Here is a 24,393-nt window from a genome sequence, read left to right on the forward strand (position 1 = left end):
CCGCAACGAGTCTGGCCGATTTCAGGCCCAGGCAGCCCTTGCGATGAATACCCAGCCGCAGTAGCGCGACGCCGCTGCAGGTTTCGTTTGATGGTTGATGTTTTTTAACCATCAGAGAGACCGCCCGGAGCTTTCGCTTCCGGTCGCTTTCGTGAGAAAAAATATGACCGACACTTTTGAAGTGCAGGGCGACTTTGCGCCTGCCGAATCCTTTTCCATGCCCGCCGAGCACGGCGCAAGCCACACCGCTTCCAATATCGAAGCCTCTCCCGACACTGCGCCCGAACCCAACGGTTTTGTCGAACTGGGCCTGGCTTCCGAGCTTGTTCAGGCGGTTGCCGATCTGGGCTACACCCAGCCCACGGCCGTGCAGCTCAAGTGCATTCCGCTGGCTATGGGCGCGGAAGCCAAGGGTGGCCGCTACATCGACCTGATGGTCTCCAGCCAGACGGGCAGCGGCAAGACGGCAGCATTTCTGCTGCCGGTGCTGAATACCTTGCTGCGCCAGCAGGCCGAAGCCGCTGAGCAGGCCCGTGCTGCATACGAACAGGCCTGTGCCGAAGCCGCCGCCCGCGGCGAAGCTGCGCCTAAGCGTGCCAAGCGCAAAGACCCCACCAACAACCGCAATTTCAAGCCGGCCGTGCCTGGTGCACTGATTGTTTGCCCAACGCGCGAGCTGGCCCAACAGGTGGCGCACGACGCCATCGACCTTGTCAAGCATTCCCGCGGCCTGCGCGTCGCCAACGTCGTTGGCGGCATGCCCTACCAACTGCAAATTGCCAAGCTGCAGAATGCTGACCTGGTGGTCGCCACGCCGGGCCGTCTGCTCGACTTGCAGCGCTCGATGCAGATCAAGCTCGATCAGGTGCAGTTCCTGGTCGTGGACGAAGCCGACCGTATGCTGGACCTCGGCTTTTCGGATGATCTGGCCGAGATCAACCAGCTCACCAGCCAGCGCAAGCAAACCATGATGTTCAGCGCCACGTTTGCGCCGCGCATCCAGCAGCTCGCCATGCGCGTCATGCATGATGGTGGTTCCTCGGTGCAGAAGATCCAGATCGATTCGCCGCAGGAAAAGCACAGCAACATCAAGCAGATCCTGTACTGGGCCGACAACCTGCAGCACAAGCGCAAGATGCTCGATCACTGGCTGCGCGACACCACCATCAACCAGGCCATCGTGTTTGCCAGCACCCAGATCGAGTGCGATGGCCTGGCCGCCGACCTGCAGCAGGAAGGCTTCAGCGCCGTGGCCCTGCATGGCGCATTGAGCCAGGGCCTGCGCAACCGCCGCCTGATGGCGCTGCGCCAGGGCCAGGTGCAGATTCTGGTGGCCACCGACGTGGCGGCGCGCGGCATTGACGTGCCCACTGTTACCCACGTATTCAACTTCGGTCTGCCCATGAAGGCCGAGGACTACACGCACCGCATTGGCCGTACCGGCCGTGCCGGGCGCGATGGCCTAGCCATCACCTTCGCCGAATTCCGCGATCGCCGCAAGATTTTTGATATCGAAGGCTATACGCACCAGCAAATCAAGAACGAAGTCATCCCAGGCCTGGAGCCCACGCAACGCTTTCCGTCTACCCGTCCGCCCCAGGGCAATTTCGGTGCACGGGGTGGTCGTGAGCAGCCTTCGCGTGATCGCGGTTACGCAGGTGCGTCGCGCAGCGAAGGCCGTAGTGGTTTCAACGACCGTCCACGGGTGCAAGGCGCGCCGGAAGGCCGCTCCTTCGCGCCCCGTCGTGATGGTGATGGCTATGGCCGCAAGCCCGGTTTTGGTGACGCTGGTCGTGGCAGCTATGGCGCGCCACGCGGTGATGCGGGCGCCCCACGCGGCGATTTCGCCCCGCGCAGGCCCGCGTTTGCCAAGCCGGGGGCTCCGGCCGGCAAGTCCTTCACACCGCACGATGCACGCAAGCGCCCAGCGCGTCCTGCACGCTAATCGCGGTCCTCATCGAATCTGAAGGCCGGCTCCGCAAGGAGCCGGCCTTTTTGCTGTTCTGAGACGCTAAAGCGCTCTTGAACGCGTCAATAATGCGCATGAGAGGAGCCTTTGCCGTGCCGTCCACCCCCACTACAGACACTGATTTCGAGCACATGTTCGAGCTGGCGCCGGTGTCGCTCTGGCTGGAGGATTACAGCGCCCTCAAGCAATTGTTCGAGCGCTGGCGGGCCGAAGGCGTCACCGATATCCGTGCACATTTCGATGAAAACCCGGCCCGGCTGCGCGAGTGCACGGCAAGCCTCAAGGTGTTGCGCGTCAACCAGCGTACGCTGGGCCTGTTTGCCGCTGGCAGTGCCGACGAACTGTTTGCGCGCCTAGACAGCGTTTTTCGAGACGACATGCACGATCGGGTGGCCTACGAGATGGCCGAACTGTGGTCGGGGGCACAAGGTTTCGACAACCAGACGGTGAACTACGCCCTCGATGGTCGGCGGCTGGACGTGGTGGTGCACGCCCGCATCCTGCCTGGCCACGAGACCACCTGGAGCCGGGTCCTGGTGTCCTTGGAAGACGTGACCGCACAGGCACAGGCCACGCAGCGGCTGCAGCGCAGCGAGCGCTACGCCCGCGATCTTTTCGAGCATTCGCCCGTTTCCCTCTGGGTGGAAGACTTCAGTGCCGTCAAGCGTTTGCTGGATGACGTGCGCGCCCAGGGCATACGGGATTTCAAGACCTTCCTCAAAGTGCACCCAGAGTTCGTCTCGCGCTGCATGCAGGAAATTCGCGTCATCGACGTCAACCAGCAGACATTGCAGATGTTGGGTGCTGCGAGCAAAGAGGCCTTGCTCAACAACCTTCCCCGCATCTTCCGCGATGAAATGGAAGAATCCTTTGCCGAGCAACTGCAGGATTTGTGGGACGGTAAGCTGGTTCAGCAGCGTGAGGTGCTGAACTACGCCCTGTCCGGCGACGCCGTCCATATCCACATGCAATTCTCGGTGCTTGACGGCCACCGCGACGATTGGGGCCTGGTTCTGGTGTCGCTGGTGGACATCACGGCGCGCAAGAAGGCCGAGGCCTACCTCGAATACCTGGGCAAACACGATGTGCTGACGCAACTGCGCAACCGTGCGTTCTACGTGGAAGAGCTCAATCGCATCACACGCAAGGGACCGTGGCCGCTCAGCGTTGTCACCATCGATCTCAATGGCCTCAAGCGCGTCAATGACGACGAAGGCCATGCGGCAGGCGACGCCTTGCTGCGCCGTGCGGGAGAGGTGCTGGCCAAAGCGGTGGATGCCTCGTCCTGCGCGGCGCGCATCGGGGGCGATGAATTCATCATTCTGCTGCCGGGGACGGACGAGCATGGCGCACTTGCCTTGACCGAGCGCATCGTCTCACTGGTGGAAATGAACAACCAGTTCTATGTCGGCCAGTCGCTCAGTCTGGCCATTGGCGTGGCCAGTTGCAGCAGCGGGGACCAGGTAGAGGCTGCGCTGCACCGCGCCGACAAGGCCATGTACGCCGAAAAGGCGCGGTATTACGAAGAGATCCCCGCTGATCGGCGGCGCCGCTAAAGGGCTTAGGCCCGTGCGGTGTTGGCGCCGATTTCCGGCCAGCGATGGTGCAGGTAAATCCAGGCAGCAAGGCCGATGCCCATCATCAGTAGCGAAGACAAGGCCATCAAGGTGGTCGAATGCATCACCAGCGGCACCAGCACGCCAGCGACGGTGCCGTTGGCAACCGAACCGATGAAGGCCTGGAGCGACGACGCCATGCCGCGCCGCGCCGGATAAAGATCAAGCACCAGCAGTGTCACGACGGGCACCATCAGCGCCCAGCCGAAGGCGAATACGGCGATGGGCAGCAGCGCCCAGGAGACATGCACAGGGAAAAAGAGGTTGGCCAGCAAGTTGAGCAGCGACGTCACCAGCATGATGACGAAACCATGGCAAATCTGCCGCTTGGGAGCGATCTTGCCGGCCAGCCGACCGCTCAGCCAGGCGCCGGACATGATGCCGGAGATGGTCAGCAAGAAAAACCAGAAGAATTGGGTGGGCGCCAGGCCCAGGTGCTGGCCCAGAAAGGCAGGCGCACCCAGCACGTAAAGGAACATGCCGTTGAACGGTACGCCGCTGGCCAGTGCCAGCAAAAGAAAGCGTGGGCTTGCCCCCAGTTCCCAGTAGCCGCGCATCAGGTGGCGCACATTGAATGGCTGGCGGTGGTCTGTATGCAGCGTCTCAGGCAACAGGCGGTAGTTGGCCAGCCACAGCGCCACGCCCACCAGGGTCAGAAACCAGAAAATGCTGTGCCAGCCGGTGTGCACCAGCAGCCAGCCACCGACGATGGGCGCGATGGCCGGGGCCGCGCCGAAATAAATGGTGACCTGGCTCATCACCTTCTGCGCCTGTTCTGGCGCGAACATGTCGCGAATCACGGCGCGCGAGACGACGATGCCAGCCCCCGTCGACAAGCCTTGCAGGGCGCGGAAAAACACCAGTTGCCCAATGGTTTGCGACAAGGCGCAACCCGCCGATGCCAGGGTAAAGATGGCAATGCCCCGCAACACCACCGGACGCCGCCCAAAGCTGTCCGCCAGCGCGCCATGAAACAGATTCATGAACGCAAAGCCAAAGAGATAGGCCGACAGCGTTTGCTGCATCTCCACCGGCGTCGCGCCCAAGGCGGTGGCAATGCCCGAAAAGGCGGGCAGGTAGGTATCGATCGAAAACGGTCCCAGCATGCCCAGCAAAGCCAGCAAGACGGCCAGGGCCCAGCGCGGAGCACGCCACAATTCGTTGGCTTGCGGATTCATGGGAAAAGCAGTTCTCTGAAAGGAAGCCGTGCGGGCGTCGCCGGCACGATGCGAACGATTATGGAAGGGCCGGTGAAACGGCGCTTGCGTGCCCAGGAGCGCGTCCCGTGCCAGACCAAAACGAAAAAGGGAACTGGCGCATGGCCAGCTCCCTTTGTAAGTGGTGGGTCCTGAGTGGCTCGAACACTCGACCTACGGATTAAGAGTCCGCTGCTCTACCAACTGAGCTAAGAACCCACTTTGAAACCTTGTCTGCCTCGCAGCAGAGAGCGAAATTATATACAGAAAAGCGGGCCGTCTCGCAAAAAATCGTATCTATTGCATCGCATTGCGGCTGGCGAGCTCGACGAACAAGCCGCTGTGGTCGAGCTCGCCCAGTCCGTGCTCGACTCCTTGCGTGTAGAGCGTTTCAAAGAGCGCCGTCACGGGCGCGTCGAAGCCAATTTCTCGCGCCGTGGCGAGCACATTGTGCAAATCCTTGAGCTGGGTTTTCATGCTGCCGCGCGGGGCGAAATCGCGCTGAACCATGCGTTCGCCATGCAGTTGCAGGATACGGCTGTCGGCAAAGCCGCCGCCAATGGCTTCGCGTACCTTGGCCATGTCGGCGCCGCCCTTGGCGGCAAACAGCAGGGCCTCGGCGACGGCGCCTATGGTGATGCCAACGATCATCTGGTTGGCCAGCTTGGTCAGTTGGCCGGCGCCGTGCGGGCCGACCAGGGTGGCTCGGCCGAGCACTTCGAACACCTCGCGTGCGCGTTCGTAGTCTGCCGGTTTGCCGCCGACCATGATGGCCAGCGTGCCGGCTTCAGCGCCTACCGTGCCGCCCGAGACGGGGGCGTCGAGGTGGGCGACGCCCACTTCACCGAGGCGCGCTGCATGGTCGCGTGCCTCGCGTGGCTGGATGGACGCCATGTCGATGAACAGGCTGCCGCGTGCCATACCCTGCGCCGCGCCCTGGGAAAACAGCACATCGCCCACCACCGGGCCGTTTTCCAGGAAGCTGATGGTGATGTCGGCCTGCGCCGTGGCTTCGGCTGGGGTTTTGCAGAAGGTGGCGCCATCGGCAGCCAGCAATTGGGCCTTGGCGGGGGTACGGTTCCAGGCAAGTACCGGGTAGCCTGCCTGCAGCAGCCGCCGGCCAGCGCGCAGGCCCATGAGGCCAACGCCCAGCAGGGCGATACGGGAGCGCGAAGTGTGGGGCATGGGCATCCTCCGGGTAGGGGCTGGGAAAGCCCCATCATGGTGTGCATTTCCCGCCCTTGGCTGTCATCTGGCTTGCAGCGAGCGCGCGCCAGCGTTCAAGCAGTTGTGTGTGAATACCGCGCAATCGTCACATCAGCAGGTGCTCGCCCGCGTTGTCGCCGCCCAGGATGACGTAGTTGACCTTGCGGATGTCCATCAGCCGCGTACCGCCCGAATAGCTGATGGAGCTTTGCACATCCTGCTCCATCTCGACCAGCGTGTCGGCCAGCGTGCCCTTGATGGGCTCGAGAATGCGCTTGCCCTCGACGTGCCGGTATTCGCCCTTGTTGAAGTCGCTGGCCGAGCCGTAGTACTCCTTGAACAGCTGACCATCCACTTCCACCGTCTTGCCGGGGGATTCCTCGTGGCCGGCAAAGAGCGAGCCGATCATCACCATGCTGGCGCCAAAGCGCACGCTCTTGGCAATGTCGCCATGGCTGCGGATGCCGCCGTCGGCAATGATGGGTTTGGTCGCCACGCGCGCGCACCACTTGAGCGCCGAGAGCTGCCAGCCGCCCGTGCCAAAACCCGTTTTCAGCTTGGTGATGCAGACCTTGCCCGGGCCCACGCCCACCTTGGTGGCGTCTGCGCCCCAGTTTTCCAGGTCGATTACCGCTTCGGGCGTACCCACGTTGCCGGCGATCACAAAGGAGCGCGGAAGCTTTTCCTTCAGGTGCGTGATCATCGCGTGCACCGTGTCGGCGTGGCCGTGTGCGATATCGATGGTGATGTAGTCGGGCGACAGGCCCTCGGCCACCAGGCGCGCCACGGTGTCGTAATCGGGCTGTTTGACGCCGAGCGAGATGGAGGTGAACACGCCGCGCTCGGTCATGTCGCGCACGAACTGCACATTGTCGAGGTCGAAACGGTGCATGACGTAGAAGTAGCCGCTTCTGGCCATCCATTCGCAGATGGCCTCGTTCACCACGGTTTTCATGTTTGCCGGCACCACGGGCAGGCGAAAGCGCCGCCCGCCCAGCTCTACGCTGGCATCGCACTCGGCGCGGCTTTGCACGTGGCACTTGCGCGGCAGCAGCAGCACGTTGTCGTAGTCGAAGATTTCCATACAGTGTCCAAGCTCCGTAGAAGGCCGCAGAGGCAAATGCTGTTCTGCGGTGGGCGCTTGGCCTGGCGCCGGTTTTTGCGGGGCGCCTGCAGCGAGGTGGCCCGAACCCCTGCTTGCGCAGGCACAAAAAACCGGGCGTCAAGAAACTTGGGCCCGGTGGTTGATTGTACCGACGTGGCGCTGGGCGCGCTGGCGCACAGGTTCAGGGTTTGGCTGCGGCGCACTCTGCGCGTGCGGTTGCCACCACCTGGCCTTTGGAATTCTCCATCCAGCCAATGAGCGCCAGGCGCTCAGGGTTGGTGCCGGGCGCCAGGTACATCGCGGGGCGCTCGATCCAGCGGGTCGTGCGCGGCAAGTTGAAAAGCTCTTTTTTTGATAGCTGATCGTGCATGCTCCATGTGCGCTGGAACAGGTTTCTAACCAAATTTCTGTGCACCGGCGTGCCCTCCACACCCGCCGGAATCTGCTCCACCAGCGCCAGCCACAGGGTCCACCCCTCGCTGGCGCCGCCCGGCAGAGCGCCGAGGTAGCTGGCCGAGGTGCCCACGTAGTCGTTCACCGCCGGCCCGAAGGAGACGCGCAGCCGCCCCGGAAGGCGCTGCGCTACGGGGGCGATATGCACGTCCGTGCTCGTGGGCGGCTGGCGGCCAATGGCGTCCAGGCGGGTCAGGGCGTCGGTGCGGGCGGCGGCAGACAGCGGCGCCTCGTCGCCCGTGCGCCCAGGGGCGATCCAGTCGAGCACTGCCGCGCTTGCGCCGGGCGCGAAGCTGGGGTTGCGCCAGCACTCGGCGCAGTCGGCGCTAATAAAACGCTCGTACAGCGCCTGCGGCGCGGGGGCGCCGTCGCTGCTGCAGGCGTTCTGCGCAACGGCCAGCGGCAGATGCAGGGCCAGCAGCAGGGGCAGGGTGGCGGTGGAGCACTTCATGGGGCCTCGCTTTCTACAATCGGCGCATGTTCCCACAAGACCCGGTTTCGCGTGCGCCGCAGGACGACGCCTTCCCCGCGCAGAGCGTTGCGCCGCTCCAGCCCACTTCGCCATCCCCAGCGGCTTCGCCGCTTCTGGCGAACCTCAACCCCGAGCAGCTCGCTGCCGTCACGCTGCCGTCGGGCCATGCGCTCATCCTCGCTGGCGCCGGTTCGGGCAAGACGCGCGTGCTCACCACGCGCATCGCCTGGCTGCTGCAAAACGGGCTGGCCACGCCGGGTGGCATTCTGGCCGTCACCTTCACCAACAAGGCCGCCAAGGAGATGGTCGCGCGGCTGTCGGCCATGCTGCCGGTGAATGTGCGCGGCATGTGGATGGGCACCTTCCACGGCCTGTGCAACCGGCTGCTGCGCGCGCACCACAAGGCGGCGGGACTGCCCCAGGCGTTTCAGATTCTCGATACGCAAGACCAGCTCTCGGCCATCAAACGGCTGTGCAAGCAGTACAACGTGGACACCGAGCGCTTCGTCCCCAAGCAACTGCAATATTTCATTGCCGGCTGCAAGGAAGAAGGCCTGCGCCCCGGCGACGTACCCGCCAACGACAGCGACGCGCGCAAGAAGGTCGAAATTTACCAACTCTACGAAGAGCAATGCCAGCGCGAAGGCGTGGTCGATTTCGGTGAGCTGATGCTGCGCAGCTTCGAATTGCTGCGCGACAACGACCCGATTCGCGCGCATTACCAGCGCCGCTTTGCGCACATCCTGGTGGACGAATTCCAGGACACCAACAAGCTGCAGTACGCCTGGCTCAAGCAGCTTGCCGGCGATGAGGTGGCGGGCCATTTCGAGCCGCACGGCAGCGTGATGGCCGTGGGCGATGACGACCAGAGCATCTACGCCTTTCGCGGCGCGCGCGTCGGCAACATGCAGGACTTCGTGCGCGAATTCCATGTCGAGCGGCAAATCAAGCTGGAGCAGAACTACCGCAGCTACAGCAACATTCTGGACAGCGCCAACGCACTCATCAGCCACAACAGCAAGCGCCTGGGCAAGAACCTGCGCACCGAGCGTGGCCCCGGCGAGCCGGTGCGCGTGTACGAAGCATCGAGCGACCTGCAGGAAGCCCAGTGGATGGTCGATGAAATCCGCCAGCTCGTGCGAAACGACGGCGTGGCGCGGCAAGAGGTGGCCATCTTGTACCGCAGCAATGCGCAAAGCCGGGTCATTGAAACCGCGCTGTTCAACGCCGCCGTCCCTTACCGTGTCTATGGCGGCCTGCGCTTTTTCGAGCGCGCCGAAATCAAGCACGCGCTGGCCTATCTGCGCCTTTTGGAGAACCCGCAAGACGACACCAGCTTTTTGCGCGTGGTCAACTTCCCGCCGCGCGGCATCGGCGCGCGCAGCCTGGAGCTGCTGCAGGATGCCGCCAAGGGCGCTGGCTGCTCGCTGCACGACGCCGTCACCAGCATGACCGGCAAGGCGGGCAGCAACCTCACCGCCTTTGTCGCGCAGATCGACGTGCTGCGCGAGCAGACCCAGGGCCAGCCGCTGCGCGCCATCATCGAGCAGATGCTCGAATCCAGCGGCTTGCTGGCGCATTTCCGCGCCGAGCGCGACGGCCAGGATCGCATCGAGAACCTGGAAGAACTCGTCAACGCCGCCGAAAGCTTCGTCATGCTGGAGGGCTTCGGGCGCGACGCCGTGGCCTTGCCGCTGGACGAGCATGGCCAGCCGCTCACGCAAAGCCCCGCCAGCCAGGGGCTGGACCCGAATGCGCCACTCGTGGATGCGCCGCTTGCGGGCCCGCCGGGCGTAGACCAGGACACTGGCGAAACGCTCTCGCCGCTCGGCGCCTTCCTGACCCACGCCGCGCTCGAAGCCGGCGACAACCAGGCCCAGGCCGGGCAGGACGCCGTGCAGCTCATGACAGTGCACGCCAGCAAGGGCCTGGAGTTTGACGTGGTGTTCATCGGCGGCCTGGAAGAGGGCCTGTGCCCACATGAGAACGCGCTCTCAGAGCAGGGCGGCATCGAGGAAGAGCGCCGCCTGGTGTACGTGGCCATCACCCGTGCCCGAAAGCGTTTGTACCTGAGCCACTCGCAGACCCGCATGCTGCACGGCCAGACCCGCTACGCCATCAAGAGCCGCTTCTTCGACGAATTGCCCGAATCGGCGCTGAAGTGGATCACACCCAAGCAATCTGCCTTTGGCAAAACTGCTCCTTTTTCAGGAGCTGGTAGCGCTTATGGGACAAGCGCTAGAGGCCAATTTGGCTTGAATTCTGAGCGCTTCGCCAGCCCACCGGTGCCACCGCAGAAGCAGGCGCCCGCCCACGGCATCGCGGCCGGCAAGAACGTGTTTCACGCCAAGTTTGGCGAGGGCAAGGTGCTGGCCATCGAAGGCGCGGGCGACGACGCGCGTGCGCAGGTGAGTTTTGGCCGGCACGGCACGAAGTGGCTGGCGCTGGCGGTGGCGAAGTTGACGGTGGTGGAGGGTTGAATCATGGCGGGTAAAGGGGCTCTTCTGCTTAGCGTCTTGCGGTTGAGTTTCCTATCCGTCCTGGCTATTCTGATGTTTTGCGCAGTTGATCAATGAATTCTCCCGCCACGCTTACCATTTCTGTTGATCAATTATGTGTTGGTCTGTATGTGCATCTGGACATGAGTTGGCTGGATCATACGTTTGCCCGCAATAGTTTCATATTAAAGAATGCCGGGCAGATTGACGCCATCAAGCGGTTGGGTATCAAGCGGATTCGGGTGGAACCGGCGCGTAGTTCAACCCGCCCTTTGCCTTTGACCGCCCCAGTGCCGGCACCAGCGGAAGTTGTCGCCCCCAGTGCAGAAGAAAACGCCTTGATCAGTGAGAAAAAAGCGCGCATCGAAAGAATCCTTGCCGAGCGTGCTGCGATTTCAAAATGTGAAAAAGCCTTCGCCAAGGCGGGCAGCACTTTAAAGAATATCGAGCGCAATGTGTTTTCCAGGCCGCAAGACGCTTATGCCGATGCGGATCAATTGGTACAGCAGATGCTCGATGGCCTGCTGGCGGACAAGAGCATCGCTATCCACCTCATGAACGACAAAATTGCCGGTGAGGATGTGTATTTTCATTCGCTCAATGTGTCGGTGCTGGCGATGATGCTGGCGAAAGAGCTGGCGCTGCCAGCCGAGGATATCAAGGCCATTGGCATCGGTTGCCTGTTTCATGATATCGGCAAGGTGGAAATTCCCGCACGCATTGTGAATTCGACGCTCCCTCTCAACCGTGCAGAAAAGAACTTGCTGCAACTGCATTGCCAGTATGGCCTTAATGTGGTGAGAAAAATTGGCTTGCCGAAAGCGTCGCTAGATATCATCGAGCAGCACCATGAGCATATGGACGGCAGCGGCTACCCCAATCATTTGCGTGGGGAGGAAATCGCGTTTTTGGCCCGTATTGTCTGTGTGGTTAACACTTTCGATAACCATTGCAACCGCACCAACCCGGACGATTCTCTGACGCCTTTTGAAGCTTTGTCGATGATGTTCAAGCAGCAGCGCCACTTGTTTGACCCGGTGCCGCTGAATATGTTTATCCGCTGCATGGGAGTCTATCCCCCGGGCACGCTGGTGAAGTTATCGGATGAATCGTTGGGTATGGTGATTTCCATTAATTCTGGCAAACCATTGCGGCCCAGCGTCTTGATTCATGATCCGGGTGTGCCGAAAAATGAGGCAATCATTCTGGATCTAAGCCAAGAGACCGATATCGAGATCAGTGCCAGCTTAAAACCCAGCCAGCTTAGCCCGGAGGCCTACGACTACCTGAGCCCGCGCAAGCGGATGAGCTATTTTTTTGATACGCCGAAAGTGGAGACGAAGAAGTCTTAGAACTTATCGTGGACTGAAGTCTGATTTTCCCTGATTCGTCTCGCACCGGAAAAATATGAACACCCTTACCGTTCGCCAAGCTGTCCTGTCCGACCTCGATGCGCTGGTGGCGCTTTTTGACCGTTATCGCCAGTTCTATGGACGTGAGAGTGATGCCGGTGCGGCGAGGGCGTTTTTGTCGGCACGTTTCAATCATGGCGAGTCGGTTCTCTTTATTGCGTTGGAAGGCGACCGGCCAGTCGGTTTCACCCAGCTGTATCCGAGTTTTTCATCGGTGTCGCTGGCCCGCATTTTTGTGCTCAACGATCTCTTCGTGGAGGCATCGGCGCGCAGAAAAGGTGTGGCCGCGTGCCTGATGTCTGCAGCGGTTGCCTTTGCAAAGGCCGTGGGAGCGGTGCGCCTCTCGCTGTCAACCGCGGTGACCAACAAAACGGCGCAGGCGCTGTATGCGTCCGCCGGTTGGAAGTGCAATGAGCAATTCCTTGTCTATGAGCTTCCCATCCCGACACAAGCCGGTCTTTAAGCGCGGTTGAACGGTGGGCCCGGTTTGCAGGACGCAGAGGGGCGGGTGAAAATTGGCGCCCTGCGCGCAAGGCCCGCTGCTGTGATGCCGCCTCAAGGCTTGTTGCATCCGGCGCCTCAAAACCATCCCGAAAAGCAAGCCCAATCGAGGCCAAAGCACACCGCGCAAGCAAGCTTGCTTGCCGGCAGTCGGGCGTTCTTGCCTCGAACGAAGCCTCACCCCAACGTCATCTGCGTTGGCATTCCCGTCAAATAGCCGACCGCGGCGCCAAACTTATTTTTGTAGTTCGCCTTGATCAGCGGATCCAGCGTGTCTTTGACCACGCTGTGGATGCTGCCCCAGTCGCCCGCGTGCTGGAAATTGCTCATGATGTACATCCAGCCGTTGACTTCGTCCACCGCGTGCAGACCGGTGGATTCACCGCCTGCCGGCACCGACATCACGCGCGAGAGCATTTTGGTGTCGACGTTGTAGGCCCACAGGAAATTGTTCACGTGCTGGCTGCTGTCTTCTCCGATGAACAGGGTGCGCAGCTTTTCCGAGAATTTGAGGTTGTCGGGGTTGGCGACCTTGTTCGGGTTGGCCGTGTTGCCCAGCGCGTCGCCCTTGAGGGTCTTGCCATCGGTGTCCAGCAGATCCTCGCCGGCCAGCAGGGGCTTGGTGTCCGCAGGCATCCATTCGCTGTTGATGGCCGTGCCGCTGGTGTCCTTCTGGCCGCCCTTGAGGTTGAGCGCCATCACCACGCCGGCCACGAGTTGCTTGGGCACCGAGATGTTATTGCCCGGCACGTTGGCGGCGTTGCCGGCCACCATGGAGGCCTGCACATTCTGAAGCGCCGAGTAGGCGATCTTGTCCTTGATGTTGACGGTCGTGCCTTCCATCTTGCTGAAGCCCATGCTGGCACCCTTGAAGGCGGCGTAGCGGTGGGTTTCGAGGAAGGCGGCGGCCTTTTCCATCCCGGGGTTGATCTTGATCCACTCGGTCTTGCCGTTGGCGACGATCTTGGTGTATGCGGCATCGGCCGGGTCGGCCTTGACCACGGTCATGATGTCCGTGGGCTTGAGCGTGTTGGCCAGGGCTTCGATCTCGGCGCTGGTGGCCGAGCCGAGCTTGATCCAGGTCAGCGCGGCGGCCGTGCCCACGGCGGGGTCAATGGAGAAGCCCGTGCCCAGCTTGGCCGCGTACAGCGTGCCCGAGGATAGGTCCTTTTCCTTGTCGGCGACGAAGACGAAGTAGCCGCTGTTGGTGGCGTCGTCGCCCATGAAGGTCGTGCGGTTGTCGGGCATGACCTGCACCAGCTCGTGCGAGAGGCGGCCCATGCAGTAATGCTTCTGGATGCTGCCCGTGCCGTCGGGGTTCACGGTCACTTCGGGCATGTGGCCGTAGTGGTAGGGGTTGGCCGTGGCGGCATTGCCGTACAGGTTCTGGCTGTAGGCCTGGAACATGGTGTTGCTGGCAATTCCGAAGGCGTCGGGTTCATATTCCTCGCTCGACAGGTGCGTGCCCCAGGGCGAGAGGCTGGCGCCGCAGGTGATCCACAGGCCGTGCACCTTGGAGGTGTCGACGTTGTGGTACTTCACGAGGCTGAGCTTGCCGGTGGCCTGGTCCTGGTCGAGCGTGAGCACGGCGATCGGCGAGGGCAGCTTGCCGTACATGTCTGTCTTGCCGTCTTGCGCCCAGGTGGTGTATTCGAACTGCACCACGGCAAATACGGCCTTGCCCTTGATGCCGGTCACGGTGGGGTTGGCGACGGTCAGCAGCGAGGTGCCGTCGGGGGAGTCGGAGAAGTATTGGCGCTCTTTGCCCGGCACCGTGGCGTCGATGATGGGCTGGTTGTGGATGTCGTAGTAGCCGCCTGACAGGATCGTGCCACCCTTGCCATCAGAGACCATGTCGCCGGTCACGAAGAAGGGCTGGTAGGCCAGTTGGTAGGTCAGCACCGACTTGTCGCTCAGCGTGATGTTGAGCGCCGAGCCCACCGTGGTGGTGGCCATGGCGGCAGGGTTGGCCAGCGTGGGCGCGGCCATGGTGGTGAAGGCGGCAGACACGTAGCTGGCCTTCGGTGCGGGGTCACTGCCGCCGCCGCAGGCGGCCAGCATCGCGGCCGAGGCGCTGGCGCCCAGCGGCAGCAGGGGCACACCGGCCAAGAATTGCAGGGCTTTGCGGCGGGTGGGCGTCGTCGTGTGGGGCATGGTGGTTTCCAGAAAGGGGCGGTGAAAGGCGGGCGGCGCGCCCAGAAGGCAGGCCAGGTCCGCCGAGGTTTTGGAGCGGGCGGGTGGCCCGTTTCCTGCCCTGGAGACTAGAAACGCAATGTGACAGGCATTTGAAAAACAAAAAAACCGGCCAGGCCGGGTTTTTTGGGAGCGAGCGCGGTTCTGGCTCTATTCGGACGCGGTTTCTGCCAGTGCCGCAGGGGCTTCGGGGGCTTGCGTGGCGTCGGGCGGCTCAAAGCAATCGCGAAAGGTGAACACAATCGACGTAAAGCACATGGCGGCCAGCATCAGCGCCAATGCCACCATGGTGCCGCCGAGCACGGTGGGGGCGCTCACCAGGCCCATGGCGGCAAGCAGGCCGGAAATCAGGCTCATGGCGATGCCCCCGAGTGCGAACACGAACAGCCAGGCCAGGCCATAGACCGTGAACGCGCCCAGGTTGCGCACGCAGGCAACGAAGCTGAAGAACAGGCTTTTGACCGGTGGCACGCCGTGCCAGTGCACCAGGCCGGGCGCATGCCAGAACAGCAATGAGAGCGGCAGGTACAGCAGCATCGCAACCCACATGGCGAGCTGGAAGGCGCCGCTTTCGGCGACCTCTTGCGTCAGCGGCGCGCCGCCCAGGTACACCTGGGCAAACTGTCCGCCGTCAAACAGTGCCGAGACCCCAATGATGAGCAGAAAACCCGCCGCATACAGCGCGCCCAGCACCGCCATGGCACGCAGGCGCTGGCGCCCGGCGCGAAACGCGGTGAGCAGCACGGCAGGCGTGGGAGCGCGCCCCTGCATGGTTTCGGCCGAGGCGACCATCATGGCCAGCGTGGCCGACGGCAGCAGTGCCAGTGCCAGCACCGGGCCGACGAGCGGCAGCAGGGTCGCCACCGACATGGCGGCCATGGTCAGGAAGAACAGCGCTGACAGCGCCATGGGCTGGCGCCAGAAGACGCGAATGCCGCTTTTGACCCAGGTGATGCCGGTGCGGGCGGGGACGATGTGAAGTTTCATGCAGACAGGCAGGTGGAGGCGCAGGCAGAGGGCACAAGAGGGTGGGCGACGCGCTGGCGCAGCACGCGCTCGAAATGCCGCGGGTCGTGGGGCGTCAGCACCTCGGCTTCGCGCGGCAGATGCCAGTCCCACAGGCGTGAAATCCAGAAACGCAGCGCTCCGGCGCGCGCCATGGCGGGCAGCAGGCTGCGCTCGGCGGCGGTGAGCGGCCGCACGGCCTCGTACGCCCGCAAGAGCGCGCTGGCGCGCCCGGCGTCGTGCGCGCCGCTGGGCAGGTGCACGCACCAGTCGTTCATGCACACCGCCAGGTCGAACAAAAAGGTGTCGACACCGGCAAAGTAGAAGTCGAAGAAGCCGGTGAGCTGCTCGCCCTCGAACATCACGTTGTCGCGGAACAGGTCGGCGTGCACCGGGCCGCGTGGCAGCGCCGCATAGGCGGGGCTCTCGGCCACATGGTTCTGGTAGGCCAGCTCGGCCTGCAAGAGTGCGGCCTCATCCGCCGTCATTTTTGGCAGTATCAGGGGTGCCGTCTCGTTCCACCAGGCCAGGCCGCGCAGGTTGGGCTGCTGGCGTTCAAACCCGCGCCCCGCCAGGTGCATGCGCGCCAGCATGCCGCCGACGGCCGCGCAGTGCACCGGCTCCGGCGCGAGCTGGCTGTGGCCGGGCAGGCGGTTGACCAGGGCGGCGGGTTTGCCGCAGACGCTGTGCAGGATTTCGCCCTGCGCGTCGCCCTGCGGGTCGGGCACGGGAATGCCGGCGTGCGCCAGGTGCTTCATCAGGTGCAGGTAGAAGGGCAGTTGCTCGGCCGTGAGGCGCTCGAACAGCGTCAGCACGTACTCGCCCGCCGTGCAGGTGACGAAGTAATTGGTGTTCTCGATGCCGCCGGCAATGCCGCGCAACGCGACGAGCTCGCCGAGATCAAGCTTGTGCAGCAGCGCGCTGGCCGCTTCGGGGGAGACGGGGGTAAATACAGCCATGGCTCAGGGCACCACGAAAACGGGGCGTTCAAAAAAGGGCGGACGCGAGGCGGGCCGCGGGGCGAGGACAGGGCAGAGGGCGGCGCCGCTCAGAATTTCATCACATTCCACACGCGCGGGCCGGTGGTGGACTCGGCGCCATTTTGCGGGCGGTTGCGCACGCCGTCAGAGGGCAGCACCTCGTAGGAGGGCATGTTGCCGGCGGCGGGCTGCACCGTGATGCTGCGCGTCTGGCCGCCAATGCGCAACTCATCGACCGTGCTGCCCTGGTCTTGCAGGTGGATGCGTTCGGTGCGCTGCTCGATCCGCTTGTCTTTTTGCTCTGTATTCGAGAGCTGCTCGCGCTTGTCCTGTGTGCCCTGGAGGCCATTTTGGCTGGTATTCTGAGCGAAAGCAGGGGTGCTGACGAAAGCCAGCAGCACAAGAGAGGCAAGGGGGGAGGCAATCAATGGGGTTAGGGCGCGCATGGCGCGATTCTAGGCGTGCCGCGCCGCGCCGCTTCCGCGCCAGAGGCGCAGGGCCGGTGAACTGTACCGGCCTGGGCGCCAGCGCCCCATCGGGTCAGCGCGCTGGCGTGGCCGCCGCCTCGTCGTCCACCGCCTTCTGCACAGCGCGGTAGAACGCTTCGCGGGCGTCGCTGGTCGCGCGGTCGCTGGCGCCGGCGGCCCAGTCGGCGTTGGAGGCGATCACGAGCTTGCGCTTGGGGTCGATGAAGATGCCCTGGCCGAAGATGCCGCGCGCGGCAAAAGCGCCGGTGTCGTACGTCCACCACTGGTAGCCATAGCCCCGGCCGGGCTGGCCGGTGGCAGCCTGGCCGGAGGTGGCTTGAGCCAGCCAGCCGTCCGGCACGATACTTTGGCCGTTCACCTTGGCGCCCTCGAGGATGAACTGGCCGAAGCGGGCAAAGTCGCGTGTGGCGGCCTGGAGGCAGCAGCCGCTGATCTCGTTGCCCGTCTTGCTCAGCAGCCAGGTGGCCTGCTGCTCCATGCCCACGGGGTTCCAGACCTTCCCGTACAGATAGTCGGCCAGCGGCTTCTTGATGGCGTGCTCCAGCAGAACGCCCACCAGATTGGTTTCCCCCGTGCTGTAGTGCCAGCGCGTGCCGGCCGGCGCCTCGCGCGGGAGCTTGCGCATGTAGCTCACCAGCGCGTCCACCCCGGCCTCGGGCTTGTGGTTGTTGAACTGGGCCACGTCGGATTTGGGGTCGCCGTAATCCTCGTTCCAGCGCACGCCGGACGTCATGGTGAGCAACTGGCGCAGGCTTACGTCGTCGTAGGCCGAGCCTTTCATGTCCGGGAGGTAGTCGCTGACCTTGTCGTCCATGCTCTTGATGAGCCCATCGCGCAGCGCCGCGCCCACCAGCGTGGAGGTGAAGGATTTGGCGACTGAGAAGCTCGTCCAGCGCCCGTCCTTGTCAAAGCCCAGGCCGTAGCGCTCCAGCCGCAGCTTGCCGCCTTGCAGGATCACGATGGCGGCGCTGCGCTGGCTGGCCATGTAGGCGTCCAGGTCGATGGGGAGCTTGAGCGGCTCGCCCTGTGGCAGAGGCTTGGGCGCGCTGCTGGCCGGAATGACGTGCCATTTGGCCAGGAGCGAAATCCGGTCGAGTGCGCGAAAGGCCGCGTCGCGCTGCGGCACGCTCCAGAAGAGCAGGTCGCGGTTGGTCGGCACGGTCTTGAGCAGGGCGCGCGTCTCCTTGTCCAGGCTGAACCAGCCGGCGGTGCCGGCAACGACGAGCGCGGCAAGCGCTCCCAGGGCGATTTTCTTGAGCTTCAATGCAGTCCTCCCACGTGGGTAGTGCCAAACCAAATGGCGACCGGCGACATTCAACACGAAGCGCTGCCATGGCGCCAGAGGGCAAGCCCCTTGGCGATGTCCTGGCGGCCACCGCCAGCGCCCGCTTCCTGTGCACAATCTGGCGCATGAGCGACAAAAAAACCCTGCTGCTGGTCGATGGCTCCAGCTACCTCTACCGCGCCTTCCACGCCATGCCCGACCTGCGCGCCGTGCCGGGCGACCCGGCCAGTGCCGCCACGGGTGCCATTCGCGGCATGGTCAACATGGTGCAGGCGCTGCGCAAGGAGGTGCGCGCCGACTACGCCGCCTGCGTGTTCGACGCCAAGGGGCCTACCTTCCGCGACGAGATATACCCCGAATACAAGCAGCACCGCAGCCCCATGCCCGACGACCTGCGCGCGCAGATTCCGCCCATCCACGAGGTGGTGCGCCTGCTGGGCTGGCCGGTGCTGGACGTGCCCGGGGTCGAGGCCGATGACGTGATCGGCACCCTGGCCGTGACGGCCGCGCGCCAGGGCATCGAGGTGATCGTCAGCAGCGGCGACAAGGACCTGGCGCAGTTGGTGGACGAGCACATCACCATCATCGACACCATGAACGGCAAGCGCCGCGACCTGGCCGGCGTGGAGGCCGAGTTCGGCGTGCCACCACGGCTGATGGTGGACTACCAGACGCTGGTGGGCGATGCCATCGACAACGTGCCCGGCGTGGAGAAGGTGGGCCCCAAGACGGCCGCCAAGTGGCTGCAGGAATACGGCTCGCTCGACGCATTGGTGCAAAGCGCCGACAAGATCAAGGGCGTGGCCGGCGAAAACCTGCGCAAGGCGCTGGCCTGGCTGCCCACGGGGCGCCAGCTTCTCACCATCAAGACCGACTGCGATCTGGATGCATGGATCGCCGGCCTGCCCCGGCTCGACGCCATCGCCATCGGTGCGCCCGACGTGCCCCGGCTCAAGGACTTCTACGAGCAGTACGGCTTCAAGAGCCTGGCCCGCTCGCTGGAAACCGCGTCCCCAGCCGCCACCAACGCTCCCGATGTCGCCATGCCCGGCCAGAGTGGCGACCTGTTCGCCGACCACTCCGCCAGCCCCGTGGCCGAGGCCGCGCAGCACCGCAGCGTGGTGTACGACACCGTCCTGAACTGGACCGACTTCGACCACTGGCTGCAGCGCCTGATGAAAGCCGAACTGGTGGCACTGGACACCGAAACCACCTCGCTCGACGAGATGCGCGCCGAAATCGTCGGCATCAGTTTCAGCGTGCAGGCGGGCGAGGCGGCCTACATCCCCCTGGCCCACGCCGGGCCGGATGCGCCCGAGCAACTGCCGCTCGCCGACGTGCTGGCACGCCTCAGGCCCTGGCTGGAAGACGGGAAGCGCCACAAGCTCGGCCAGCACATCAAGTACGACCGCCACGTGTTTGCCAACCACGGCATCGAAGTGCAGGGCTACGCGCACGACACCATGCTGCAAAGCTACGTGCTGGAAGTGCACAAGCCGCACAACCTCAGCAGCCTGGCGCTGCGCCACACGGGCCGCAGCGGCATCAGCTACGAAGACCTGTGTGGCAAGGGCGCGCACCAGATTCCTTTTGCCCAGGTGCCGGTCGACAAAGCCGCGGCCTATTCCTGCGAAGACTCGGACCAGACGCTGGACGTGCACAACGCCCTGTGGCCGCTGTTGCAGGCCGACGACAAGCTGCGTTTCATCTACGAGCTGGAGATCGCCAGCAGCGAGACGCTCTACCGCATTGAGCGCAACGGCGTGCTGATCGACGCGCCCACGCTGGCCGCGCAAAGCCACGCGCTGGGCCAGCGCATCGTGCAGTTGGAGACCGAGGCGTATGAAATCGCCGGCCAGCCCTTCAACCTGTCCAGCCCCAAGCAGCTCGGCGAAATCTTCTTCGACAAACTCGGCATGCCGGTGGTCAAGAAGACCGCCACCGGCGCGCGCAGCACCGACGAGGAGGTGCTGGAAAAGCTGGCCGAGGACTACCCCCTGCCCGCCAAGCTGCTGGAGCACCGCAGCCTCTCCAAGCTCAAAGGCACCTACACCGACAAGCTCGCGCAGCTCGCCAACCCGCGCACCGGCCGCGTGCACACGCACTACGCGCAGGCCGTGGCCGTCACCGGGCGCCTGTCCAGCAACGACCCGAACCTGCAGAACATTCCCATCCGCACGCCCGAAGGCCGGCGTATCCGCGAAGCCTTCGTCGCACCGCCCGGCCGCGTCATCGCCAGCGCCGACTACAGCCAGATCGAGCTGCGCATCATGGCGCACCTCAGCGGCGACCAGGCCTTGCTCCATGCCTTTCAGCACGGGCTGGATGTGCACCGCGCCACCGCCGCCGAGGTGTTTGGCGTGGCGGTGGACCAAGTGACCAGCGAGCAGCGCCGCTACGCCAAGGTCATCAACTTCGGCCTCATCTACGGCATGAGCAGCTTTGGCCTGGCCAAGAACCTGGGCATAGAGACCAAGGCCGCCGCCGCCTACATCGACCGCTACTTCCAGCGCTACCCCGGCGTCAAGCAGTACATGGACGAGACGAAGGCGTCGGCCAAATCCATGGGCTACGTGGAGACCGTGTTTGGCCGCCGCCTGTACCTGCCCGAAATCAACAGCCCCAACGGCCCGCGCCGCGCCGGCGCCGAGCGCGCCGCCATCAACGCGCCCATGCAGGGCACGGCGGCCGACCTCATCAAGCTGGCCATGGTGGCCGTGCAGAAAGAGCTGGACGCGCACAAGCCGGCCATCAAAATGATCATGCAGGTGCACGACGAACTGGTGTTCGAGCTGCCCGAGGCCGATGTGGACTGGGTGCGCCACGACATCCCCCGCCTGATGGCCGGTGTCGCCGCGCTCAAAGTGCCGCTGCTGGCCGAAGTGGGCGTGGGGCCCAATTGGGACAAGGCGCATTGACTGGCGCCGCCAGCAGCACAGCGATGGTGGTGCGAACGGCGCAGGCATTGGGGTCGGATCACGATTTCGCGCAGCGAAACTCTTGCTCAGACCCCAATCCCGGAACTGCCCCCCTTGCCGGCATCTTGAATGCAGTTGGCCCGAGGGACGTTGGTTTTAGATGTTTTCGGCCTCTAAGGCATATGTAGCAAGCGCTACCAGCTATCAAAATTGACTAATTCGAATTCCTCACTACCCACCCTGCGGCCCGCCTCCTGGACCCCCGCCATCCGCATGGGCCTGTCCATCGCCACCGCCACCGGTCTCTACGGTGTCTCGTTCGGCGCCCTGGCCGTGGCGGCAGGGCTCACGGTGGGGCAGACCATGGCGCTCAGCCTGCTCATGTTCACCGGCGGCTCGCAGTTCGCCTTCATTGGCGTCATCGCGGGCGGCGGCGTGCCCTCTGCCGCGCTCGGCGCCGCGGCACTGCTGGGCGTGCGCAATGCCGTCTACGCCATGCAGATGAACCACATGCTGCAGCCCCGTGGCTGGCGCATATGGCTCGCCGCCCAAGTCACCATCGACGAATCCACCGCCACTGCCGCCGGCCAAACCGCGCTGGATGAGCAGCGCCGTGGCTTCTGGGTGGCGGGCCTGGGGATTTTCGTGCTGTGGAACCTGTTCACCTTTGTCGGCGCCTGGCTGGGCGACGCCCTGGGCGACCCGCGCCGCTGGGGGCTGGACGGCGCGGCGGTGGCCGCCTTCCTTGGCCTGCTCTGGCCCCGCTTGCGCCAGCGCGAACCCGTGGCGCTGGCGGTGCTGAGTGGCGGGGTCACCGCGCTCGCCTTGCCCCAACTGCCGCCCGGCCTGCCCATCCTCGTCGCTGCTGCCGTGGGCGCCGCCTGGGGTTGGTGGGTGCCGGATCGCGCAGCGGCATCGGCAGGCGCTGAAGGGGCTGCACCATGAGCTTGTGGCTCGCCATCCTGGTGGGTGCCGCCGTCACCTACCTCACCAAGCTCTCCGGCTACGCTGTGCCCGCCCGCTGGCTGAACAACCCCCGCATGACGCGCGTGGCGGGCGCCATCACCGTGGCGCTGCTGTCGGCGCTGACCGTGATGAACACCTTTGCCTCGGGCACTGCGCTGGTGCTGGATGCGCGGCTCGCGGCCTTGGCGGTGGCCGCACTGGCCTTGTGGGCGCGGTTGCCGTTCTTGCTGGTGGTGGTGCTCGGGGCGGCGGCCGCAGGAGCCGTGCGGTGGTGGACGTGAGGTGGTGGACGTGAGGTGGTGCAGTCCATTGCCAAGGCGCTTGCCGCCCTCCCTGGCGGCAAGCGCCTAGGAGCCTGTCGGACTTGGAAGTCGTCGGCTGCAAATCGGCCGCAGCGGTCCATGCTTCACCGTTTTCTTGCCCCATAGTCGGGCTATGGGGCTGCAAATCCGGCAAAAACTGTCCTCGGTGGGGCCGATTCTCGCTCTCGACGCTCCAAGTCCGACAGCCTCCTGGGGACGATGGAACTTTTTCCCCCTCTGTTCGTTGGCGTGATCAAGGCACATGCAGAACTTCAAACACCTGGGAGACGAAGAATGCGCTGCGCACGCGCAGCGGGGTGAAAGGGCCGCGTTTTCTGAGCTGGTCGTGCGCTACCAGGACCGTATTTATCGCTTTCTGGTGCGCCTGACCCGCTCGCCCGACGAGGCCATCGAGCTGGCGCAAGACACTTTCTTGAACGCCTACCAGGCGCTGGCGCATTGGCAACTGGAGACGCATTTTTCGGCCTGGCTGTTTCGCATTGCGCGCAACCTGGCCTTCGACTGGCTGCGCCGCGACAAGCGCGTGCAGTTCGTGCCCCTGGAGGAAGACGATGGCGATGCCTTCGCCGACCCCGCGCCAGCACCCGACGCTGTGCTGGAGACGCGCCAGCGCTATCGAAGCCTGGAGGCAGCGCTGGCGCGGCTTCCCGCCGAGCACCGCGAAATTTTGCTGCTGCGCGAGATCGAGGACATGCCGTACCAGGACATTGCCACCGTGCTCGGCCTGAACGTGGGCACCGTGAAGTCGCGCATTGCACGGGCGCGCACCGCACTGCTGGAAAAAATGCCACACCGACCAGAAGAGGTACCGAAATGAGCTGCCCCCAAGACCCGGCGCTATCCGCCTACGCGGACCAGGAAATGCGGCCCGCCGAATACGCCAAGCTGGCCCGCCATGTGCAGGGCTGCCCGGTCTGCCAGCGCCGGCTGGCCCAATTCGAGGATTTGCGACAGGCCATGCGCGAGCTGCCGTCGCCCACTTTGGGGTTTGACCTCTCGGCGCGCCTCAAGGACCGCCTGCGAACGCCGCCCCCGCGCCCCCGTGCCAGGCCCCGGTTCTGGATGGGCTGGGTGCCCGCCGGGCTGGGCACCGGCCTGGCGCTGGCATCGGGGGTGTGGCTGGGCAGCTTGCTGGCAGGCGGTGGGGCCGTGAGCGCTCCGAGCGCAAGCCTGGTGCGCGTGTTCGACCCGGTGCCGCCCGGTGGGCTGTGCGCAGCCGTTGAAATTTGTCGTTTATCGAAAGCCATGCCATGAATCGCAGCACGATGTGGAAAGGGGTGTTGGCCCTGTCTCTGGCTCTGAACCTCGGCACCCTCGCCGCCGTTCTCGTGCAGCAGGCCAGACCGGCGCCGAACGCCGCTGCCGCGCCGCTGAATGTGCCCGATTACCTCGGCCTGGCACCGCAGCAGCGCGAGCGCTGGCAGCAGTTGGAGCCAGGCTTCTTGCGCGACCTCGCAGCCAACTGGAGCGACATTCGCCGCCACCGCGAGTCGCTGGTGCGCCACATTTTTGCCGAGTCACCGCAGCGGGCGTCCATCGACGCCGAGCAGGCCACCATTGCCGCGCTGCAGGCGGCCCAGCAGCGGCGCGTGATCGCCCAACTGCTGGCAGAGCGCGATTTGCTGGATGCGCCGCAGCGCGAGAAGCTGATGAACCTTCTGCTCAGCCGCTACGCACAAGAGTCCACCGAGGAAGAGCAGTTGCACCGCCATTGAAGCCGGCGGCCGGAATGCAAACAAAGATGCAAATTAAATGGAACATTTCGGTGCGGGGTTCGTTGACACCAGCAAGGCCGCGCCATTGCACG

The 24,393-nt window shown here is 64.3% G+C and carries 20 protein-coding genes and 1 tRNA gene; 11 read left to right on the top strand and 10 right to left on the bottom strand.

All coding sequences use genetic code 11. The annotated features are described in order from the left end of the window. The first annotated feature begins 163 nt into the window (after positions 1-163). Together AC07ZH_RS08430 and AC07ZH_RS08435 are read left to right on the top strand one after the other, a co-directional pair. Positions 164-1,945 (top strand): DEAD/DEAH box helicase, encoded by a 1,782-nt coding sequence (locus AC07ZH_RS08430; protein ID WP_119108383.1) that lies wholly within the window; start codon positions 164-166, stop codon positions 1,943-1,945. A 155-nt stretch (positions 1,946-2,100) separates the two neighbouring features. Beyond that, positions 2,101-3,525, top strand: a complete 1,425-nt coding sequence (locus tag AC07ZH_RS08435; protein WP_495199378.1) for a sensor domain-containing diguanylate cyclase — start codon at positions 2,101-2,103, stop codon at positions 3,523-3,525. A gap of 5 nt (positions 3,526-3,530) precedes the next feature. Here AC07ZH_RS08435 and AC07ZH_RS08440 read toward each other — a convergent pair whose 3' ends face one another. From AC07ZH_RS08440 to AC07ZH_RS08460, 5 genes are all read right to left on the bottom strand, one after another. Continuing rightward, entirely contained in the window at positions 3,531-4,763 is a 1,233-nt protein-coding gene (locus tag AC07ZH_RS08440) for a multidrug effflux MFS transporter (RefSeq protein ID WP_495199353.1), read from the bottom strand. Positions 4,764-4,924: 161 nt separating this feature from the next. Beyond that, positions 4,925-5,000, bottom strand: a tRNA-Lys gene (locus AC07ZH_RS08445). A 78-nt stretch (positions 5,001-5,078) separates the two neighbouring features. Then, positions 5,079-5,966: an NAD(P)-dependent oxidoreductase gene (locus AC07ZH_RS08450; RefSeq protein WP_495199354.1), complete on the bottom strand. Its 888-nt coding sequence runs from the start codon at positions 5,964-5,966 to the stop codon at positions 5,079-5,081. 127 nt (positions 5,967-6,093) lie between these two features. Continuing rightward, positions 6,094-7,071, bottom strand: coding sequence for a GMP reductase (locus tag AC07ZH_RS08455; RefSeq protein WP_119108380.1), 978 nt, complete (start codon positions 7,069-7,071; stop codon positions 6,094-6,096). A gap of 202 nt (positions 7,072-7,273) precedes the next feature. Next, the gene (locus AC07ZH_RS08460; protein ID WP_495199355.1) at positions 7,274-7,996 is read right to left on the bottom strand and encodes a hypothetical protein; all 723 of its coding nucleotides are present in this window, start codon (positions 7,994-7,996) and stop codon (positions 7,274-7,276) included. A gap of 26 nt (positions 7,997-8,022) precedes the next feature. On the opposite strand from AC07ZH_RS08460, the gene AC07ZH_RS08465 reads away from it, so the two are divergent. The 3 genes from AC07ZH_RS08465 to AC07ZH_RS08475 all read left to right on the top strand — a co-directional run bounded on the left by AC07ZH_RS08465 (position 8,023) and on the right by AC07ZH_RS08475 (position 12,390). Then, on the top strand, positions 8,023-10,497 hold the full coding sequence (locus AC07ZH_RS08465; RefSeq protein ID WP_495199356.1) for a UvrD-helicase domain-containing protein: 2,475 nt from the start codon (positions 8,023-8,025) through the stop codon (positions 10,495-10,497). 92 nt (positions 10,498-10,589) lie between these two features. After that, positions 10,590-11,867: an HD-GYP domain-containing protein gene (locus AC07ZH_RS08470; protein WP_119108377.1), complete on the top strand. Its 1,278-nt coding sequence runs from the start codon at positions 10,590-10,592 to the stop codon at positions 11,865-11,867. Between the two features lie 55 nt (positions 11,868-11,922). Then, positions 11,923-12,390: a GNAT family N-acetyltransferase gene (locus tag AC07ZH_RS08475; RefSeq protein ID WP_119108376.1), complete on the top strand. Its 468-nt coding sequence runs from the start codon at positions 11,923-11,925 to the stop codon at positions 12,388-12,390. Positions 12,391-12,605: 215 nt separating this feature from the next. Here the strand turns inward: AC07ZH_RS08475 and AC07ZH_RS08480 are convergent, their stop codons facing one another. From AC07ZH_RS08480 to AC07ZH_RS08500, 5 genes are all read right to left on the bottom strand, one after another. After that, complete coding sequence (locus AC07ZH_RS08480) at positions 12,606-14,582, bottom strand: PhoX family protein (RefSeq protein ID WP_495199357.1); 1,977 nt, start codon at positions 14,580-14,582, stop codon at positions 12,606-12,608. Positions 14,583-14,771: 189 nt separating this feature from the next. After that, complete coding sequence (locus tag AC07ZH_RS08485) at positions 14,772-15,608, bottom strand: BPSS1780 family membrane protein (RefSeq protein WP_495199358.1); 837 nt, start codon at positions 15,606-15,608, stop codon at positions 14,772-14,774. Beyond that, the gene (locus AC07ZH_RS08490; protein WP_495199359.1) at positions 15,605-16,585 is read right to left on the bottom strand and encodes a homoserine kinase; all 981 of its coding nucleotides are present in this window, start codon (positions 16,583-16,585) and stop codon (positions 15,605-15,607) included. The genes AC07ZH_RS08485 and AC07ZH_RS08490 overlap by 4 nt, the downstream gene beginning before the upstream one ends. Before the next feature lie 89 nt (positions 16,586-16,674). Beyond that, positions 16,675-17,052 carry a hypothetical protein gene (locus AC07ZH_RS08495; protein ID WP_495199360.1) on the bottom strand — a complete coding sequence of 126 codons (378 nt, stop codon included), beginning with the start codon at positions 17,050-17,052 and terminating at the stop codon, positions 16,675-16,677. Positions 17,053-17,146: 94 nt separating this feature from the next. Beyond that, positions 17,147-18,358, bottom strand: a complete 1,212-nt coding sequence (locus AC07ZH_RS08500; RefSeq protein WP_495199361.1) for a serine hydrolase domain-containing protein — start codon at positions 18,356-18,358, stop codon at positions 17,147-17,149. A gap of 146 nt (positions 18,359-18,504) precedes the next feature. On the opposite strand from AC07ZH_RS08500, the gene polA reads away from it, so the two are divergent. The 6 genes from polA to AC07ZH_RS08530 all read left to right on the top strand — a co-directional run bounded on the left by polA (position 18,505) and on the right by AC07ZH_RS08530 (position 24,301). Continuing rightward, on the top strand, positions 18,505-21,297 hold the full coding sequence (polA, locus tag AC07ZH_RS08505; RefSeq protein WP_495199379.1) for a DNA polymerase I: 2,793 nt from the start codon (positions 18,505-18,507) through the stop codon (positions 21,295-21,297). 210 nt (positions 21,298-21,507) lie between these two features. After that, the gene (locus AC07ZH_RS08510; RefSeq protein WP_495199362.1) at positions 21,508-22,242 is read left to right on the top strand and encodes an AzlC family ABC transporter permease; all 735 of its coding nucleotides are present in this window, start codon (positions 21,508-21,510) and stop codon (positions 22,240-22,242) included. After that, positions 22,239-22,544, top strand: a complete 306-nt coding sequence (locus AC07ZH_RS08515) for an AzlD domain-containing protein (RefSeq protein WP_119108369.1) — start codon at positions 22,239-22,241, stop codon at positions 22,542-22,544. The genes AC07ZH_RS08510 and AC07ZH_RS08515 overlap by 4 nt, the downstream gene beginning before the upstream one ends. A gap of 283 nt (positions 22,545-22,827) precedes the next feature. Further along, positions 22,828-23,403, top strand: coding sequence for a sigma-70 family RNA polymerase sigma factor (locus tag AC07ZH_RS08520; RefSeq protein WP_119108368.1), 576 nt, complete (start codon positions 22,828-22,830; stop codon positions 23,401-23,403). Further along, the gene (locus AC07ZH_RS08525) at positions 23,400-23,840 is read left to right on the top strand and encodes an anti-sigma factor family protein (protein ID WP_495199363.1); all 441 of its coding nucleotides are present in this window, start codon (positions 23,400-23,402) and stop codon (positions 23,838-23,840) included. The genes AC07ZH_RS08520 and AC07ZH_RS08525 overlap by 4 nt, the downstream gene beginning before the upstream one ends. After that, positions 23,837-24,301 carry a periplasmic heavy metal sensor gene (locus tag AC07ZH_RS08530; protein ID WP_495199364.1) on the top strand — a complete coding sequence of 155 codons (465 nt, stop codon included), beginning with the start codon at positions 23,837-23,839 and terminating at the stop codon, positions 24,299-24,301. Before AC07ZH_RS08525 ends, AC07ZH_RS08530 begins: the two co-directional genes overlap by 4 nt. Positions 24,302-24,393: the final 92 nt, after the last annotated feature.

The sequence above is a fragment of the Simplicispira sp. GW247-4R2A genome, assembly GCF_059424465.1.